Annotated in this window: 16 protein-coding genes and 1 riboswitch; of the genes, 5 read left to right on the top strand and 11 right to left on the bottom strand. The window is 56.2% G+C overall.

What is annotated here, in order from left to right; all coding sequences use genetic code 11:
- Nucleotides 1-67 precede the first annotated feature (67 nt).
- Genes ACJ9Y9_RS06975 through ACJ9Y9_RS06965 form a run of 3 tightly spaced genes read left to right on the top strand, consistent with a single transcriptional unit; the run spans nt 68 to nt 3,026 of the window.
- The gene (locus ACJ9Y9_RS06975) at nt 68-829 is read left to right on the top strand and encodes an endonuclease/exonuclease/phosphatase family protein (RefSeq protein WP_028019383.1); all 762 of its coding nucleotides are present in this window, start codon (nt 68-70) and stop codon (nt 827-829) included.
- On the top strand, nt 826-2,064 hold the full coding sequence (clsB, locus tag ACJ9Y9_RS06970; RefSeq protein ID WP_028019384.1) for a cardiolipin synthase ClsB: 1,239 nt from the start codon (nt 826-828) through the stop codon (nt 2,062-2,064). The genes ACJ9Y9_RS06975 and clsB overlap by 4 nt, the downstream gene beginning before the upstream one ends.
- Nucleotides 2,064-3,026, top strand: coding sequence for a YbhN family protein (locus tag ACJ9Y9_RS06965; RefSeq protein ID WP_028019385.1), 963 nt, complete (start codon nt 2,064-2,066; stop codon nt 3,024-3,026). Before clsB ends, ACJ9Y9_RS06965 begins: the two co-directional genes overlap by 1 nt.
- A 105-nt stretch (nt 3,027-3,131) precedes the next feature.
- On the opposite strand, the gene ACJ9Y9_RS06960 is transcribed toward ACJ9Y9_RS06965, so the two are convergent.
- From ACJ9Y9_RS06960 to moaA, 6 genes are all read right to left on the bottom strand, one after another.
- Nucleotides 3,132-3,839: a Bax inhibitor-1/YccA family protein gene (locus ACJ9Y9_RS06960; RefSeq protein ID WP_028019386.1), complete on the bottom strand. Its 708-nt coding sequence runs from the start codon at nt 3,837-3,839 to the stop codon at nt 3,132-3,134.
- 64 nt (nt 3,840-3,903) lie between these two features.
- Nucleotides 3,904-4,356, bottom strand: a complete 453-nt coding sequence (moaE, locus tag ACJ9Y9_RS06955; RefSeq protein WP_028019387.1) for a molybdopterin synthase catalytic subunit MoaE — start codon at nt 4,354-4,356, stop codon at nt 3,904-3,906.
- Between the two features lies 1 nt (nt 4,357).
- Nucleotides 4,358-4,603, bottom strand: a complete 246-nt coding sequence (gene moaD / locus ACJ9Y9_RS06950) for a molybdopterin synthase sulfur carrier subunit (RefSeq protein WP_023310854.1) — start codon at nt 4,601-4,603, stop codon at nt 4,358-4,360.
- Nucleotides 4,596-5,081, bottom strand: a complete 486-nt coding sequence (gene moaC, locus ACJ9Y9_RS06945) for a cyclic pyranopterin monophosphate synthase MoaC (RefSeq protein ID WP_028019388.1) — start codon at nt 5,079-5,081, stop codon at nt 4,596-4,598. Before moaC ends, moaD begins: the two co-directional genes overlap by 8 nt.
- 3 nt (nt 5,082-5,084) lie before the next feature.
- Nucleotides 5,085-5,597: a molybdenum cofactor biosynthesis protein B gene (gene moaB, locus ACJ9Y9_RS06940; RefSeq protein WP_028019389.1), complete on the bottom strand. Its 513-nt coding sequence runs from the start codon at nt 5,595-5,597 to the stop codon at nt 5,085-5,087.
- Between the two features lie 24 nt (nt 5,598-5,621).
- On the bottom strand, nt 5,622-6,611 hold the full coding sequence (gene moaA, locus ACJ9Y9_RS06935; protein WP_032667018.1) for a GTP 3',8-cyclase MoaA: 990 nt from the start codon (nt 6,609-6,611) through the stop codon (nt 5,622-5,624).
- Nucleotides 6,599-6,733: riboswitch (molybdenum cofactor riboswitch) on the bottom strand. Its footprint overlaps the gene before it by 13 nt.
- A gap of 225 nt (nt 6,734-6,958) precedes the next feature.
- Between moaA and yvcK the strand changes: the two genes are divergently transcribed.
- On the top strand, nt 6,959-7,867 hold the full coding sequence (gene yvcK / locus ACJ9Y9_RS06930; RefSeq protein WP_028019391.1) for a uridine diphosphate-N-acetylglucosamine-binding protein YvcK: 909 nt from the start codon (nt 6,959-6,961) through the stop codon (nt 7,865-7,867).
- Between the two features lie 41 nt (nt 7,868-7,908).
- Here yvcK and uvrB read toward each other — a convergent pair whose 3' ends face one another.
- Nucleotides 7,909-9,924 carry an excinuclease ABC subunit UvrB gene (gene uvrB, locus ACJ9Y9_RS06925; RefSeq protein WP_028019392.1) on the bottom strand — a complete coding sequence of 672 codons (2,016 nt, stop codon included), beginning with the start codon at nt 9,922-9,924 and terminating at the stop codon, nt 7,909-7,911.
- A 753-nt stretch (nt 9,925-10,677) separates the two neighbouring features.
- Between uvrB and ACJ9Y9_RS06920 the strand changes: the two genes are divergently transcribed.
- The gene (locus ACJ9Y9_RS06920; RefSeq protein ID WP_028019393.1) at nt 10,678-11,400 is read left to right on the top strand and encodes an ABC transporter ATP-binding protein; all 723 of its coding nucleotides are present in this window, start codon (nt 10,678-10,680) and stop codon (nt 11,398-11,400) included.
- On the opposite strand, the gene bioD is transcribed toward ACJ9Y9_RS06920, so the two are convergent.
- From bioD to bioB, 4 genes are read right to left on the bottom strand one after another with little or no spacing between them, the layout of a single operon-like run.
- Nucleotides 11,363-12,064: a dethiobiotin synthase gene (gene bioD / locus ACJ9Y9_RS06915; protein WP_028019394.1), complete on the bottom strand. Its 702-nt coding sequence runs from the start codon at nt 12,062-12,064 to the stop codon at nt 11,363-11,365. The genes ACJ9Y9_RS06920 and bioD overlap by 38 nt on opposite strands.
- Nucleotides 12,057-12,812 carry a malonyl-ACP O-methyltransferase BioC gene (gene bioC, locus ACJ9Y9_RS06910; protein WP_028019395.1) on the bottom strand — a complete coding sequence of 252 codons (756 nt, stop codon included), beginning with the start codon at nt 12,810-12,812 and terminating at the stop codon, nt 12,057-12,059. The genes bioD and bioC overlap by 8 nt, the downstream gene beginning before the upstream one ends.
- Nucleotides 12,796-13,953, bottom strand: coding sequence for an 8-amino-7-oxononanoate synthase (bioF, locus tag ACJ9Y9_RS06905; protein WP_028019396.1), 1,158 nt, complete (start codon nt 13,951-13,953; stop codon nt 12,796-12,798). Before bioF ends, bioC begins: the two co-directional genes overlap by 17 nt.
- Nucleotides 13,950-14,990, bottom strand: a complete 1,041-nt coding sequence (bioB, locus tag ACJ9Y9_RS06900; RefSeq protein ID WP_028019397.1) for a biotin synthase BioB — start codon at nt 14,988-14,990, stop codon at nt 13,950-13,952. Before bioB ends, bioF begins: the two co-directional genes overlap by 4 nt.
- Between the last annotated feature and the right edge of the window lie 36 nt (nt 14,991-15,026).

Below are 15,026 nucleotides of genomic sequence, written 5' to 3'. Positions count from 1 at the left end.
CACCGCATCTTTTTGTGACGCCGACTACACTTTATTTTCATCGGGATAGACACTCAGGAAGGAGCTTATGACGCCAAAAATGCAGCATTTCTCGCTTAACGTGCTGACAATAAACATTCATAAAGGCTTCACAGCATTTAACCGCCGCTTCATTTTACCGGAGCTGCGCGACGCGGTACGCACCGTCAATGCGGACATTGTTTGCCTGCAGGAGGTAATGGGCGCACACGAAGTGCATCCGCTCCACGTTGAGAACTGGCCCGACACGCCCCACTACGAATTTCTGGCTGACACCATGTGGAGTGATTACGCTTACGGACGCAACGCCGTCTACCCGGAAGGCCATCACGGCAACGCGGTGTTGTCACGTTTCCCGATTGAATATTACGAGAACCGCGACGTTTCCGTAGGGGAAAGCGAAAAACGCGGCCTGCTTTACTGCCGTATCACTCCGCCCGACCTTGAGCTTCCCCTCCATGTCGGCTGTGTTCATCTCGGTCTGCGCGAAGCCCATCGCCAGGCGCAGCTGAACATGCTGGCCGAGTGGGCTAATGCACTTCCCGAAGGTGAACCGGTGATCGTGGCCGGTGATTTCAACGACTGGCGACAGCGGGCGAACCATCCGTTGAAAGTGAATGCCGGACTGGAAGAAATTTTCACCCGCGCGACCGGCAGACCCGCGCGTACCTTTCCGGTACGTTTCCCCTTGCTGCGTCTTGACCGGATCTACGTGAAAAATGCTCACGCCAGCAGTCCTACCGCCCTGGCGCTACTCAACTGGCGACATCTCTCCGACCATGCCCCGCTCAGTGCGGAGATCCACTTATGAAATGTTCCTGGCAAGATGGCAACCGGATCACGCTGCTGGTTAATGGGGACGAGTATTACCCTGCCGTGTTCAAAGCGATTGACCATGCAAAGCAGAAAGTGATCCTCGAAACCTTTATCTGGTTCGAAGACGACGTCGGTAAACAATTGCACAGCGTGCTGCTGCGCGCTGCCCGGCGTGGTGTCAATATTGAAGTCCTCCTTGATGGCTATGGTTCACCGGATCTCAGCGACGCCTTCGTCAATGAACTCACTTCAGCGGGTGTGATCTTCCGCTACTACGATCCCGGCACTCGCCTGTTCGGCATGCGTACCAACCTTTTCCGCCGGATGCACCGCAAAATTGTGGTGGTGGATGAGACGGTGGCGTTTGTCGGCGGCATTAACTACTCCGCTGAGCATATGTCCGATTACGGCCCGGAAGCGAAACAGGATTATGCGATCCGCATCGAAGGGCCTGTGGTTCAGGATATCCTGCTGTTCGAACTGGAAAACTTGCCCGGTAAAGAGGTTGCACGCCGCTGGTGGAAACGCCGCCATCGTCCGGAAGAGAACCGGAATCCCGGTGAAGCGCAGGCGCTGTTCGTCTGGCGGGATAACGCCGAGCACAGAAACGACATTGAGCGTCATTATCTGAAGATGCTCGCCAACGCGAAGCGCGAGGTCATCATCGCCAACGCCTACTTTTTCCCTGGCTATCGTCTTCTGCATGCCATGCGCAATGCGGCCCGACGGGGTGTGCGTGTAAAGCTGATTGTGCAGGGCGAGCCGGATATGCCGATAGTCAAAGTCGGCGCACGGCTGCTGTATCACTATCTGGTGAAAGGCGGCGTGCAGATTTACGAATACCGCCGTCGCCCGCTGCACGGCAAAGTTGCGCTGATGGACGATCACTGGGCAACCGTGGGCTCCAGTAACCTTGATCCGCTAAGTTTATCGCTCAATCTTGAAGCGAACCTGATCATTTACGATCGCCAGTTTAACCAGACCCTGCGGGATAACCTGCAGGCGTTGATCGTCAACGACTGCGTGCGCGTGGATGAATCTATGGTGCCCAAACGCACCTGGTGGAACCTGGGCATCAGCGTGGTGGTGTTCCACTTCCTGCGTCATTTCCCGGCGATGGTCGGCTGGCTGCCGGCGCATACGCCAAAACTGGCGCTCGTGGAGCCGCCTGTGCAGCCTGAAATGGAAACCCAGGATCGCGTTGAAGCGCAAGACGGAGGGAAAACCTGATGTCAAAATCACATCCGCGCTGGCGGCTGGCAAAAAAAATCCTCACCTGGATCTTCTTTGTTGCAGTCGCCGTGCTGCTGGTGGTGTACGCGCAGAAAGTTGACTGGGAAGAGGTGTGGAAAGTTATCCGCAACTACAACCGGCTGGTACTGCTGGGTGCAGTTGGGTTGGTCATTATCAGCTATCTGATGTACGGCTGCTATGACCTGCTGGGCCGCGCCTATTGCGGCCACAAGCTGGCTAAACGCCAGGTTATGCTGGTGTCGTTCATCTGTTATGCCTTTAACCTGACGCTAAGCACCTGGGTCGGTGGGATTGGCATGCGCTATCGCCTCTATTCGCGGCTGGGACTACCGGGCGGAACCATCACGCGCATTTTCTCGCTCAGCATTACCACCAACTGGCTGGGGTACATTCTGCTCGGTGGGATGATTTTTACCCTCGGCGTGGTGCAGTTGCCCGCGCACTGGTATATCGATGAGGCCACGCTGCGTATTCTCGGCATCGTGTTGCTGCTGATTATCGCTTTTTATCTGTGGGCCTGCGCCTTCGCTAAACGCCGTCATATGACCATTAAAGGGCAAAAACTGGTATTACCTTCATGGCGCTTCGCGGTGTTGCAGATGGCGGTATCCAGCGCCAACTGGATGGCGATGGGGGCGATTATCTGGCTGTTGATTGGCGAAGATGTGAACTACTTCTTCGTGCTGGGCGTGTTGCTGGTGAGCAGTATTGCCGGGGTGATTGTCCATATTCCGGCAGGGATCGGCGTGCTGGAGGCGGTGTTTATCGCGCTGCTGGCCGGGGAACATGTCTCTCAGGGGACAATTATCGCTGCCCTGCTGGCCTACCGCATGCTGTATTACTTCCTGCCGCTGGCGCTGGCAACGGTCTGTTATCTGATGCTGGAGAGTCGGGCGAAAAAGCTGAGAGCGAAGAACGAGAAGGCGTTGGCAAAATAAAAGCAAAACGGCAACCTTGTTGCCGTTTTTAGTGTTTGTTCCCTCTCCCGTGGGAGAGGGTCAGGGTGAGGGCACCAGACCGCACCGTCACCCGGCAAAACAACCTTAACGACGGTTGCCGAGGATACGCAGCAGCATCAGGAACAGGTTGATAAAGTCCAGATACAGCGTCAGCGCGCCCAGGATCGCGTATTTGCGCAGGTTCGAACTGTCGCGTACGTCGATCTGCTCACCGATGTTTTTCAGCTTCTGGGTGTCATAAGCCGTCAACCCAACAAAGATCACCACCCCGATATAGGTCACCGCCCACATCAGCGCTTCACTTTTCAGCCACAGGTTCACCAGAGACGCCAGCACAATCCCAATCAGCCCCATAAACAGCATACTGCCAAAGCCGCTCAAATCGCGTTTGGTGGTGTAACCGTAGAGGCTCATCGCCCCAAACATCCCGCCGGTCACCACAAAGGTACTGGCGATGGAAGAGTAAGTGTAAACGATGAAAATGCTGGAAAGCGTCAGCCCGGTCAGCGCCGAGTAGAGCATAAACAGCGTGGTCGCCATGCCGGCGCTGAGCTTTTGCACCAGGCCTGAAAGGACGAACACCAACGCTAGCTGGGCAATAATCAGCCCAAAGAAGGTGATTTTGCTGGAGAAGATAAACATCATCAGCTCCGGTGTATTGGCCGCATACCACGCGATAAACGCGGTCAGCAACAGGCCAACCGTCATCCAACCATACACCTGAGCCATATACGTCTGCAGGCCGCTACGGGTCTGCTGTACTATTGAATCGGAACGCGGAAATCGGTCCATGATTCACTCCTGATTAAGTTTAAGTAGACACACACGTTAAGATTAACACATCCACGTAAACCGACTACCAACGGCTGGCGGCGTGTTTGTCGCTATCACGAGATTCAACCCAGCGGTCACCTTCCGGGGTGGCTTCACGCTTCCAGAACGGCGCTTTGGTTTTGAGGTAATCCATAATGAACTCCCCTGCCGCAAACGCGCTGCCACGGTGTGCGCTGGTCACCCCGACGAAGACAATCTCCTCGCCAGGCCACATCTCGCCGATGCGGTGAATCACCGTTACGCGTCCGAGCGGCCAGCGCCCGCGCGCTTCTTCCACAATCGCCGCCAGCGATTTTTCCGTCATGCCCGGATAGTGCTCCAGGGTCAGTGCTTTCACGCTGTCACCCAGGTTGTGGTTACGCACTTTGCCGGTGAAGGTCACCACCGCACCGTCTTCATCACGCTCAGCCAGCCAGCTATATTCTGTACCCACGCTGAAGCGCTCAGGACCTACCAGAATTCGGGTCTCCGCCATTTTAGCCCCCGGTCACCGGTGGGAAGAACGCCACTTCATCCCCTGCGTTCAGCGGATGGGTGAATTCCACCAGCGTCTGGTTAACGGCGGCCAGCAGCTTGCCTTCGTCCAGCGCCAGCGCCCAGCGGTCGCTTTGTGCGGCAAGATGCGCGCGCAGGGCGGCAACGTTTTCGAAGGACGCATCCAGCGTCAGGCTGTCGGTATTCACCAGCTCGCGCACCTGCGCAAAAAAGAGCACCTTAATCATGGCTTTCCACCTTAAAATCGCCGGATTTGCCGCCGCTTTTCGCCAGCAGGCGAACCGGGCCAATCACCATATCTTTTTGCACCGCTTTGCACATGTCGTAGATGGTCAGCGCGGCAACGGAGGCCGCCGTCAGGGCTTCCATCTCCACGCCCGTTTTGCCGGTTAAGCGGCAGAGTGATTCAATGCGCACGCGGCTGTGCTCTGGCTGCGCCTGCAGATTCACTTCCACCTTGCTCAGCATCAGCGGATGGCACAGCGGGATAAGATCCCAGGTCCGTTTGGCGGCCTGAATCCCGGCGATGCGGGCGGTGGCAAAGACGTCGCCCTTATGGTGGCTACCGTCGATAATCATCGCCAGGGTCTCCGGCAGCATGGTGACGAACGCTTCCGCGCGCGCCTCGCGCACCGTTTCCGCTTTGGCGGAGACGTCGACCATATGCGCTTCGCCAGCGGCGTTTATGTGGGTCAGTTGCGACATAGCTTATTTCTTTAAATGAGGATGGAAATTACACGGACGGGTTCGGGCATCCAGCTGCGGGGCGATGATGTTTTCCCACGCGGTGCGGCAGGCTTTCGTCGAGCCGGGCATGGCGAAAATCAGGGTGTTGTTCGCGACACCCGCTACCGCGCGCGACTGCAGCGTGGAGGTACCAATCTCTTCAAACGAGAGCATACGGAACACTTCACCGAAGCCTTCCACTTCACGATCGAACAGGGGGACCAGCGCCTCCGGGGCTTGATCGCCTGCCGTAAAGCCCGTTCCGCCGGTAACCAACACCACCTGCACGTCATCGCTGGCGATCCACTGAGAAACCTGCGCACGAATGGCATAGCGGTTCTCTTTCACAATCGCTTTATCAACAATCTTATGGCCCGCTTCGTGGGCTGCATCACGCAACCAGTGGCCGGAGGTATCATCCTCTTCGCCACGGAGGTCGGAAACGGTAAGAATGGCAATACGTGTCGGGATAAATTCTGCGCTTACCTGACTCATCTTCTGATTCCCTCTTAAGCCTGATTACCCGCCAATATAGGACAGGTTTTGAGTAATACCGGTGTTGCCCTGGTGCAGGAAGTGGGTCTGTTTTTTATGCGTCAGGGCTTCAGAGATGCGTGCTTCAAGCGCATCCTGCTGCGCATCGTCTTCCAGCAGATCGCGAAGGTCCACGCCGCCATCGCCGAACAGGCAGAGATGGAGTTTGCCCACGGAGGAGACGCGAAGGCGGTTGCAGCTGGCGCAGAAGTCTTTCTCATAGGGCATGATAAGCCCAATCTCCCCTTCGTAATCCGGGTGACAGAAGACCTGCGCAGGGCCGTCGCTGCGCTGGCGGATCTGATGGAGCCAGCCGCGTTTCAGCAGCTCGTCGCGCAGCACCATGCCGGAGATGTGATGGCGACGGAACAGCTCGCTGCCCTCGCCGGTTTCCATCAGCTCGATAAAGCGCAGTTGAATGGGACGGGATTTGATCCACGCCAGGAAGGTGTCCAGCTGATGATGGTTTACATCGCGCATCAGCACCGTGTTGACTTTGACTTTTTCAAAGCCGGCCGTGAACGCGGCGTCGATACCGTCCATGACCTGCTGGAATTTATCCTGCCCGGTAATGGCGTGGAACTGACGGGCGTCCAGGCTATCGACGCTGACGTTAATCGCCGTCAGGCCAGCGTCACGCCAGTTCGCCACATCGCGGGCCATGCGGTAGCCGTTGGTGGTGACCGCAATCTGGCGGATACGTTCGTTTTCACGCACGGCGGCAATGATGTCGGGGAAGTCGCGACGCAGCGAGGGCTCGCCCCCGGTCAGACGCACTTTTTCCGTGCCGAGTTCAGAGAATGCACGCGTCACGCGCCGCACTTCATCCACGGAGAGAAAGCCGTTATTGGTGACGCTGCCCGGTTTGTAGCCATCGGGCAGACAGTAGGTGCAACGGAAGTTGCACACGTCGGTAATCGACAGACGTAAGTAATAAAACTTACGCGCGAAAGCATCAGTAAGTTGTGAAGCCATGTACACCTTTCCAGATACGGGAGGCACAGTCATTTCTTTCTGTACCCTGGTGGCAAATTCGCCACGGCCAGAGCGCCATATCTTTCGACACAGGCACAAGGGCTAGAGTGTATGTTTTCAATTTTGAAAACGTGGTTATGGCGATAGTAGCGCGGAAATTCTGACTGCGCCATTATCGCTTTTCGCTATATAATCATCTATATAACGAATCAATCCTGCATTTTCACTACAGAATACCTAAAAACCGCACTTTCACATTGATATACGTCATTTTGCATCGGCTGAGGCATCGTCTTTTAGGGGTAGTTAGGTTACTGTTACGCGATCAAACGTGATAAGGAATACGTATGCGCAATCGCACTTTTGCGGATCTTGACCGGGTAGTCGCTCTTGGCGGAGGCCACGGTCTGGGTCGGGTGATGTCCTCTTTGTCGTCACTCGGCTCAAGGTTGACAGGGATAGTAACCACCACCGATAACGGTGGCTCAACCGGACGCATCCGTCGTGCCGAAGGCGGCATTGCCTGGGGAGACATGCGCAACTGTCTGAACCAGTTAATTACTGAACCGAGCGTTGCTTCGGCGATGTTTGAGTACCGTTTTGGCGGTAATGGCGAACTTTCTGGGCATAACCTCGGAAACTTGATGTTAAAGGCGCTTGATCACCTGAGCGTACGGCCTTTGGAAGCCATCAATTTAATCCGTAATCTGCTTAAAGTGGATGCATTCCTGATCCCTATGTCTGAACAACCGGTTGACTTGATGGCAATCGATGCCGAAGGACATGAAGTTTACGGCGAGGTGAATATTGACCAACTCGTACTGCCGCCAACAGAGTTAATGACCTACCCGAGCGTACCCGCCACGCGAGAAGCGGTGGAGGCAATCGGAGAAGCGGATCTTATCCTGATCGGTCCGGGCAGTTTTTATACCAGCCTGATGCCAATTCTGCTGGTGAAAGAGCTGGCACAGGCGCTGCGACGCACCCCTGCCCCGATGGTTTACATCGGTAACCTGGGCCGTGAGCTGAGCCCGGCAGCGGCGAGCTTATCACTGCCGGACAAACTGAATTTAATGGAGCATTACGTCGGGAAGAAGATCATTGACGGCGTGGTGGTCGGGCCGAAAGTTGATGTATCAGGTATCGGCGATCGTCTGGTAGTGCAGGAGCCGCTGGAGGCCACAGACATCAAATACCGCCATGACCGCCACCTGCTGCGTGAGGCGCTGGAGAAAGCGATTCAGGCGCTGGGATAACCAAATAGCCCCGGTGGCGCTGCGCCACCGGGCAAAATCCACTACGATGCCGCGATGAAAAGATCCCGCAACTGATGCAACTGGTCGCGGACCTGCGCCGCCTCTTCGAACTCCAGATTCTGCGCGTGCTGCATCATCTGCCCTTCCAGCTCGTGGATTTTCTGCTGCAACGCTTTCGGCGTCAGCACGACGGTATCCTCTTCCACCACTGAACGCGCCTTGCCGCGACCTTTCGTTTTGGTCTTCGCAATGTTCTGACCCAGCGCCAGGATATCCACCACCTTCTTGTTCAGCCCTTGAGGGATGATGCCGTGCTCTTCGTTGTAGCGCTGCTGCTTCTCGCGGCGGCGCTCCGTTTCACCAATCGCTTTCGCCATCGACGGCGTAATTTTGTCGCCGTACAGAATCGCTTTACCGTTAACGTTACGCGCGGCGCGGCCAATGGTCTGAATCAGCGAACGCTCAGAACGCAGGAAGCCCTCTTTGTCTGCATCCAGAATCGCCACCAGCGAGACTTCCGGCATATCCAGACCTTCTCGCAACAGGTTGATCCCCACCAGCACGTCAAACTCGCCCAGACGCAGATCGCGGATAATCTCCATACGCTCAACCGTATCAATATCCGAGTGCAGGTAACGCACTTTCTCACCGTGCTCTTCCAGATACTCGGTAAGGTCTTCTGCCATGCGCTTGGTGAGCGTGGTCACCAGCACACGCTCATTAATGGCGGAACGGGCGCGGATCTCAGAAAGCAGGTCATCCACCTGAGTCGCCACCGGCCGGACTTCAATGACAGGATCCAGCAGCCCTGTTGGACGCACCACCTGATCAACCACCTCGTCGCCTGATTTCTCCAGCTCGTAGTTGCCTGGCGTTGCCGACACGTAAATGGTTTGCGGCGCTAGCGCCTCGAACTCTTCAAACTTCATCGGACGGTTATCCAGCGCCGATGGCAGTCGGAAACCATACTCCACCAGCGTCTCTTTACGCGCGCGGTCACCGCGATACATCCCGCCGATCTGTGGGATAGTGACGTGGGATTCGTCGATCACCAGCAAACCGTCTGCCGGGAGGTAATCAAACAGCGTCGGCGGCGGCTCGCCCGGCCCGCGCCCGGAGAGGAAGCGTGAGTAGTTTTCGATGCCGGAGCAGTAGCCCAGCTCGTTCATCATCTCAAGGTCAAACTGGGTACGCTGGCTCAGACGTTGCTCTTCCAGCAGCTTATTGTTCGCCAGCAGCACCTTACGGCGCTCGGCCAGCTCCACTTTGATCTCCTCCATCGCCTGCACGATACGCTCGCGTGGCGTGACGTAGTGCGTTTTCGGGTAGATGGTGAAACGCTGGATCACCGACTCAATGTGGCCGGTCAGCGGGTCAAATAGCGACAGGCGTTCAACTTCTTCGTCAAACAGCTCGACGCGCAGCGCCATGTCGTCCGATTCTGCCGGGAAGATGTCGATCACCTCGCCGCGTACGCGGAAGGTGCCACGCTGGAACGCCTGGTCGTTGCGGGTGTACTGCAGCTCTGCGAGACGGCGTAAAATCGCACGCTGATCGATGATCATCCCCTGCGTCAGGTGCAGCATCATCTTGAGATACAGATCCGGATCGCCCAGACCGTAGATCGCAGAAACAGACGCCACCACCACCACATCACGACGCTCAAGCAGCGCCTTCGTTGCGGAAAGACGCATCTGCTCAATGTGTTCGTTTACCGAGGCATCTTTCTCAATGAAGGTGTCAGAACTCGGCACATAGGCTTCAGGCTGGTAGTAATCGTAGTAGGAGACAAAATATTCCACCGCGTTGTCCGGGAAGAACTCTTTCATCTCGCCATAAAGCTGCGCGGCCAGGGTTTTGTTGGGGGCAAGCACCATTGTGGGACGCTGGAGGTCCGCGATAACGTTGGCAATGGTAAACGTTTTGCCCGAGCCGGTTACCCCCAGTAGCGTCTGGTGCGCCAGCCCATCTTCCAGCCCCTCCTCCAGACGACGGATCGCCTCAGGCTGATCGCCAGATGGACGGAAAGCAGAATTCAATTTGAACGGTTTACTCATGGGCGACAACCTGATGACGTTATAAGCGGCAGGTGAGTAATTTTACTCCTTGTTGCCAGGAATGCCAGTAAAAAACACTGGATGAAAAACCAGTAGCATGTCAGGATATTTAGAGTAGCGTCTGAATGATTAGCGCAATAGCGGTCAAAGTTTGGACTCTGACAACATAAAACACCACCCGGGCCAGGTTATCCCCAGAACTTTTTCTTTTTTAACATTTGTCAAGCCAGGTAATGATAGTTTTATGGCAACCGGTGACACTTTCATTACGGGAATTGCTTTTATCTAACCAATTAAATAATAAGCGATATTTCCTAAAGCCGCGTTTCGCGCCAATTTGGGCGTAAGCCGCGTCTTCTCTCGCTTATCGCGTGTTTTCTAACTCTAATGCACATGGTTATCCACAGGAATAGTGGATAACTGCTTCCAGCCCGTGCAGACTGCCGCTCAGCAAATTCCCGGATTTTCCCATGAGACAGCAACAAAAAATTTTTATAGCTATTTTTTGGTGATTAACAGTTGCGTCATTCATAACCAACCGATGGGATCTTGCTCACATTTCCGTCATTTCCTGCCTTGCACCACAACTCAACATCTCCGGCACCGTCGATGTGCAAGTCGTCAATTTGTCATCCCGCAACGTTGAGGCTTACTCCTAAAAAAGCTCTTTTTTTAATCACTTTCAGGTTTCTGGCAGGAGTTTTGCACAATCAAAAACGAGCCTCACCTACACACATTTTTAAGGAGAGAAAGATGTTGAGTCTGCGTGCAGTGAATCAGTTTTACGGAAGCCAACATACGCTATGGAACGTGGATTTAGATTTTCCGCAGGGGATGTGTACAGGCGTAGTTGGCCTGCCGGGAATGGGAAAAACCACGCTCATGAATTGCATCGCCGGCAAATTGCCCGTCGAGAGCGGCACGATTATCTGGCATGAAGCAGGGGCCCCGCCATGTGATTTGCTCAACCCGCCATCAGAACAACGTTCAGACCCGAAAATAGGCTATGTCCCGCAGGACAGGCGGATTTTCTCCCAGTTAACGATCGAGGAGAATCTGCATATTGCCATGCGGGCAACGGGAAAACCCGACCCGGAAGCAAAAAGCGATGTTTACGACCTTTTCCCGGAGCTCTACGCGCTGCGACAGACCCGCGCCAACGCGCTCTTACCGGACGACCAGTATCAGTTGGCTCTGGCCAATGCGCTGGTGAATCGCCCGCAAATGCTGATTCTGGATGAACCCATGCATGGTGCAGGTCATGGCTTTGCACAGAAGCTGGGGCAGCTGCTGGCGCGCTTAAACCGGGAGTTAGGTATGACGGTGTTATTAGCTGAACAGCAGCTGTCGTTTATCCGCCGGGTTGCGGACCGTTTCTGTATGCTCTATCGCGGGCGTAACGTGGCGCAGGGCCACGTTAAGGAACTGGATGACGAGCTCATCGCTCACTGGATGTCGCGGGAAGCAAGACGCTGAGATCGAGATAATGACCCGTTTCGGCATTTTCCGCGCCGTCAGCAAGCCAGGGAATTTCCCCGAGGCACGGCGCGGGAAGGACACGCCTGAGCGTCGTCAGATACTCCTGGTGCCGTTTACCCGGTTCAACCACGTCGTTGGCAATCCAGCCCACCAGACGCAGTCCAGCCTGCTGTACGGCCTGTGCGGTCAACATAGCGTGATTGATGCAGCCCAGCTTGACGCCGACAACAAGAATGACCGGAAGCTGCTCGGCCCGTACCCAGTCAGCAAACGTCTGTGTATCCGAGAGCGGTGTAAACCAGCCGCCTGCCCCCTCCACCAGCACCCAGTTTGCCTGATTTTCCAGTGTCCGCAACCCGGCAGACAGCGCGGCGAAATCAATCGGTCGGCCTTCGTCGGCGCTGATAATGTGCGGCGACGTCGGCTCGGCGAAGGTGTAGGGATTCACCGCTGAATAGTCGAGTTTAAGGGTACTGTTACGCTGCAGCGCCAGCGCGTCAGTGTTGCGTAACCCTTCCGCAGTCATCTCGCTGCCGGAGGCAACTGGCTTATAGCCAGCAGTTGTTTTTCCCCTCTGACGCGCCGCCTGTAACAGAGCAGAACTGGCAACTGTTTTGCCCACTTCCGTATCCGTTCCGGTGACAAAATAACGTTCAGTCACGTTCGATAATCCCATGAAAAAGTTGATAAGAGAGCGGGAAATGCCCCCGCTGCTGTGGCCAGGCCAGCTCCAGGTGTTGCAACTGCCCACGAGTGAGAGGCTTTTTCTCGCGTCCGGCATGCAGGTGCGTGGCACCAATGCCCTTGAGCGAGCGCATGGCACTGACGGCATCGCTGAAATTGAGGGTGATGACCTGCACCGTGCTTCGATAGCGCCAGCCTGCCAGCGCCTGCGTGACCTGATCATGCGATAAAAATCGGTTGGCATGCGGTTGTTCATCTACCGCTCGCCACGCCTGATCCAGCTCCGGTAGCGAGCTTTCCAGCAGCGTGGTAAAGGCCACCTTGCCACCCGGACGGGCCACGCGGTAAAGCTCGCTTAACGCCAGTGGCAGGCTGTTACACCATTGCACTGCCAGATGGCTCCAGACCAGATCAAATTGTGCCTCGGCCAACGGAATGGCCTCGATATCCGCCACCAGATAGTGATGCGCAGCCTGCTGATGACGCGCCTCATCAAGCATGTCTGATGACAGGTCAATGGCCGTAACGTGGCTTCCCGACTCGCGCCAGTATCGACTATTCCCGCCGGGACCACATCCGGCATCCAGCACCTGCTCAAAACGGCTCACGCCGAGTAAAGCCAGTAACCCCCGTGCACTCTGGCGCTGGAGTTCATCATGCTGCGAATAGCTGCGTGCCGCCCGGCCAAACGCTGCCGCAATGGCCTGTTTATTGACTGGCGACATACAGAGCCTCCAGAAGTGCCGAAATGTCCTCTGCTTCGTGCGCCGCCGTCAGCGTCAGACGCAAACGCGCCGTGCCCGGCGGTACGGTAGGTGGGCGGATGGCAGTGACCCACATTCCCTTCTCGCGCAACGTCTCTGCCAGCGTGAGCGCCAGACTGTTTTCACCCACGATCACCGGCTGGATGGCGCTTTGCGAATCGGTACTGCGGAAAGGAAGATGGCACAACCCCTGACGAAAACGCTGAATATGCTCCGCCAGACGCGCACGACGTTCTTTGCCTTCCTGGCTGCGGATCACCGCCATTGACGCAGATAACGCCACGGCCTGGGCGGGTGGCATGCTGGTGCTGTAGATCAAATGCCGGGCGAATTGCAACAGATAGTCAGCAACGGACTCACTGCACAACACGGCGGCTCCGCTGACGCCAAAGCCTTTGCCGAAGGTCACAATCAGCAGTTCCGGCTTCACGCCTTGCTGGTGCGCGCTGCCACGCCCTTCATCCCCCATCACACCAATACCGTGGGCATCGTCGACCAACAGCCAGGCGTTTTGCCTTTTTGCTGCCTCGTGCAGCGCGGCAAGCGGCGCGCTGTCACCGTCCATGCTGAACACCCCTTCCGTGACCGCCAGCTGTTGCCCGTCGCAGGGTTTATCCAGCAACGCAGCAAGCTGTCCCGCATCGTTATGGACAAAACGGCGCAGCTGAGCCGGGCTTAAATTTGCCGCCTCCAGCAGCGAGGCGTGGCTTAAACGGTCGGCGACAATGCGGTCATCTTTTCCCATCAGGGCAGCGATAACCGCCTGATTGGCCGCAAAACCAGAGATAAACAGCAATGCACGCGGGTAACCCAGCCAGTCCGCAAGCTCCTCCTCCAGCGCCTGATGAGCGGTAGTGTATCCGCTGACATGTCCCGAACCGCCGCTGCCCACGCCAAATCGCTCCGCCCCCTGCTGCCAGGCGCGGACGATGGCCGGATGCTGGCTCAGCCCGAGATAATCATTGCTGGAGAAATTACAAAACTGCCGGTTATCACAGGTAAGAAAACGGCCTGCACCGTTTTCAACCACCCTGCGGACGCGAAACGCCTCTGCCGCCCGGCGCTCTTCCAGCACGGAATGGATACGTGCCTGCCAGGTCATACGGCTGCCGCGTTGTAGAACTGTTCGGTGTCGGCGTTGAAAATCTGCTGCTCCAGCTGCTGCTGTTGCTCGTTATCCCCCGTCAGCACCTCGGTTTGATGCGGGTTAAGCCCCAGCTTACGGAACAGCTGAACGTCTTTATCCTCTTCCGGGTTCGGTGTGGTCAGCAGCTTACAGCCGTAGAAGATGGAGTTGGCCCCGGCCATAAAGCACATCGCCTGGGTCTGCTCGTTCATCTGCTCGCGACCGGCGGAGAGGCGAACGAAAGAGGTCGGCATCATGATACGCGCCACCGCAATGGTGCGGATAAAGTCAAATGCATCCACGTCTTCGTTATCCGCCAGCGGCGTGCCTTTGACCTTCACCAGCATGTTGATCGGCACGCTTTCCGGCGGCGTTGGCAGGTTCGCCAGCTGCAGCAGCAGACCCGCGCGATCTTTCACCGTTTCACCTAAGCCCACAATACCGCCTGAACAGACCTTAATACCGGCATCACGGACTTTATCCAGCGTGTCCAGACGCTCCTGGTAGGTTCGCGTGGTGATGATATTGCCGTAAAACTCTGGCGACGTGTCGAGGTTGTGGTTGTAGTAATCCAGGCCTGCCGCAGAGAGGCGCTGCGCCTGCTCTTCATTCAGCGTGCCAAGGGTCATACAGGCTTCGAGTCCCATCTCCTTAACGCCCTTTACCATCTGCTCCAGATACGGCATATCGCGATCGTGCGGGTTTTTCCACGCGGCACCCATGCAGAAGCGGGTCGAGCCCGCGTTTTTCGCCTTACGGGCGGAGTCGAGCACCTGCTCGACTTCCATCAGCCGCTCAGATTCCAGACCGGTTTTATAACGCGCGCTCTGTGGGCAATATTTGCAATCTTCAGGGCAGGCACCGGTCTTGATCGACAGCAGCGTACTGACCTGTACATGGCGGGGGTCGAAGTGCTGACGATGTACCTGCTGGGCTTCAAACATCAGCTCAAGGAAAGGCTTGTTAAATAATTCAGTGACTTGCGACATCGTCCAGCGTGCGTGGTGAGCCATTGGGCTTCTCCAAAGGGTTTTGTTAATTTTCGGTTC

The sequence above is a fragment of the Enterobacter sp. CPE_E1241 genome (assembly GCF_045618265.1).
Taxonomy (GTDB): domain Bacteria; phylum Pseudomonadota; class Gammaproteobacteria; order Enterobacterales; family Enterobacteriaceae; genus Enterobacter; species Enterobacter adelaidei.
Note: the sequence above shows the minus strand (reverse complement) of the source record. Positions and strands in the feature narration are given on the sequence as shown.

Coding starts and splice junctions, on each gene's coding strand:
- ACJ9Y9_RS06975 (WP_028019383.1), top strand. CDS start 68: ATGACGCCAAAAATGCAGCATTTCTCGCTTAACGTGCTGACAATAAAC.
- clsB (WP_028019384.1), top strand. CDS start 826: ATGAAATGTTCCTGGCAAGATGGCAACCGGATCACGCTGCTGGTTAAT.
- ACJ9Y9_RS06965 (WP_028019385.1), top strand. CDS start 2,064: ATGTCAAAATCACATCCGCGCTGGCGGCTGGCAAAAAAAATCCTCACC.
- ACJ9Y9_RS06960 (WP_028019386.1), bottom strand. CDS start 3,839: ATGGACCGATTTCCGCGTTCCGATTCAATAGTACAGCAGACCCGTAGC.
- moaE (WP_028019387.1), bottom strand. CDS start 4,356: ATGGCGGAGACCCGAATTCTGGTAGGTCCTGAGCGCTTCAGCGTGGGT.
- moaD (WP_023310854.1), bottom strand. CDS start 4,603: ATGATTAAGGTGCTCTTTTTTGCGCAGGTGCGCGAGCTGGTGAATACC.
- moaC (WP_028019388.1), bottom strand. CDS start 5,081: ATGTCGCAACTGACCCACATAAACGCCGCTGGCGAAGCGCATATGGTC.
- moaB (WP_028019389.1), bottom strand. CDS start 5,597: ATGAGTCAGGTAAGCGCAGAATTTATCCCGACACGTATTGCCATTCTT.
- moaA (WP_032667018.1), bottom strand. CDS start 6,611: ATGGCTTCACAACTTACTGATGCTTTCGCGCGTAAGTTTTATTACTTA.
- yvcK (WP_028019391.1), top strand. CDS start 6,959: ATGCGCAATCGCACTTTTGCGGATCTTGACCGGGTAGTCGCTCTTGGC.
- uvrB (WP_028019392.1), bottom strand. CDS start 9,924: ATGAGTAAACCGTTCAAATTGAATTCTGCTTTCCGTCCATCTGGCGAT.
- ACJ9Y9_RS06920 (WP_028019393.1), top strand. CDS start 10,678: ATGTTGAGTCTGCGTGCAGTGAATCAGTTTTACGGAAGCCAACATACG.
- bioC (WP_028019395.1), bottom strand. CDS start 12,812: ATGTCGCCAGTCAATAAACAGGCCATTGCGGCAGCGTTTGGCCGGGCG.
- bioF (WP_028019396.1), bottom strand. CDS start 13,953: ATGACCTGGCAGGCACGTATCCATTCCGTGCTGGAAGAGCGCCGGGCG.
- bioB (WP_028019397.1), bottom strand. CDS start 14,990: ATGGCTCACCACGCACGCTGGACGATGTCGCAAGTCACTGAATTATTT.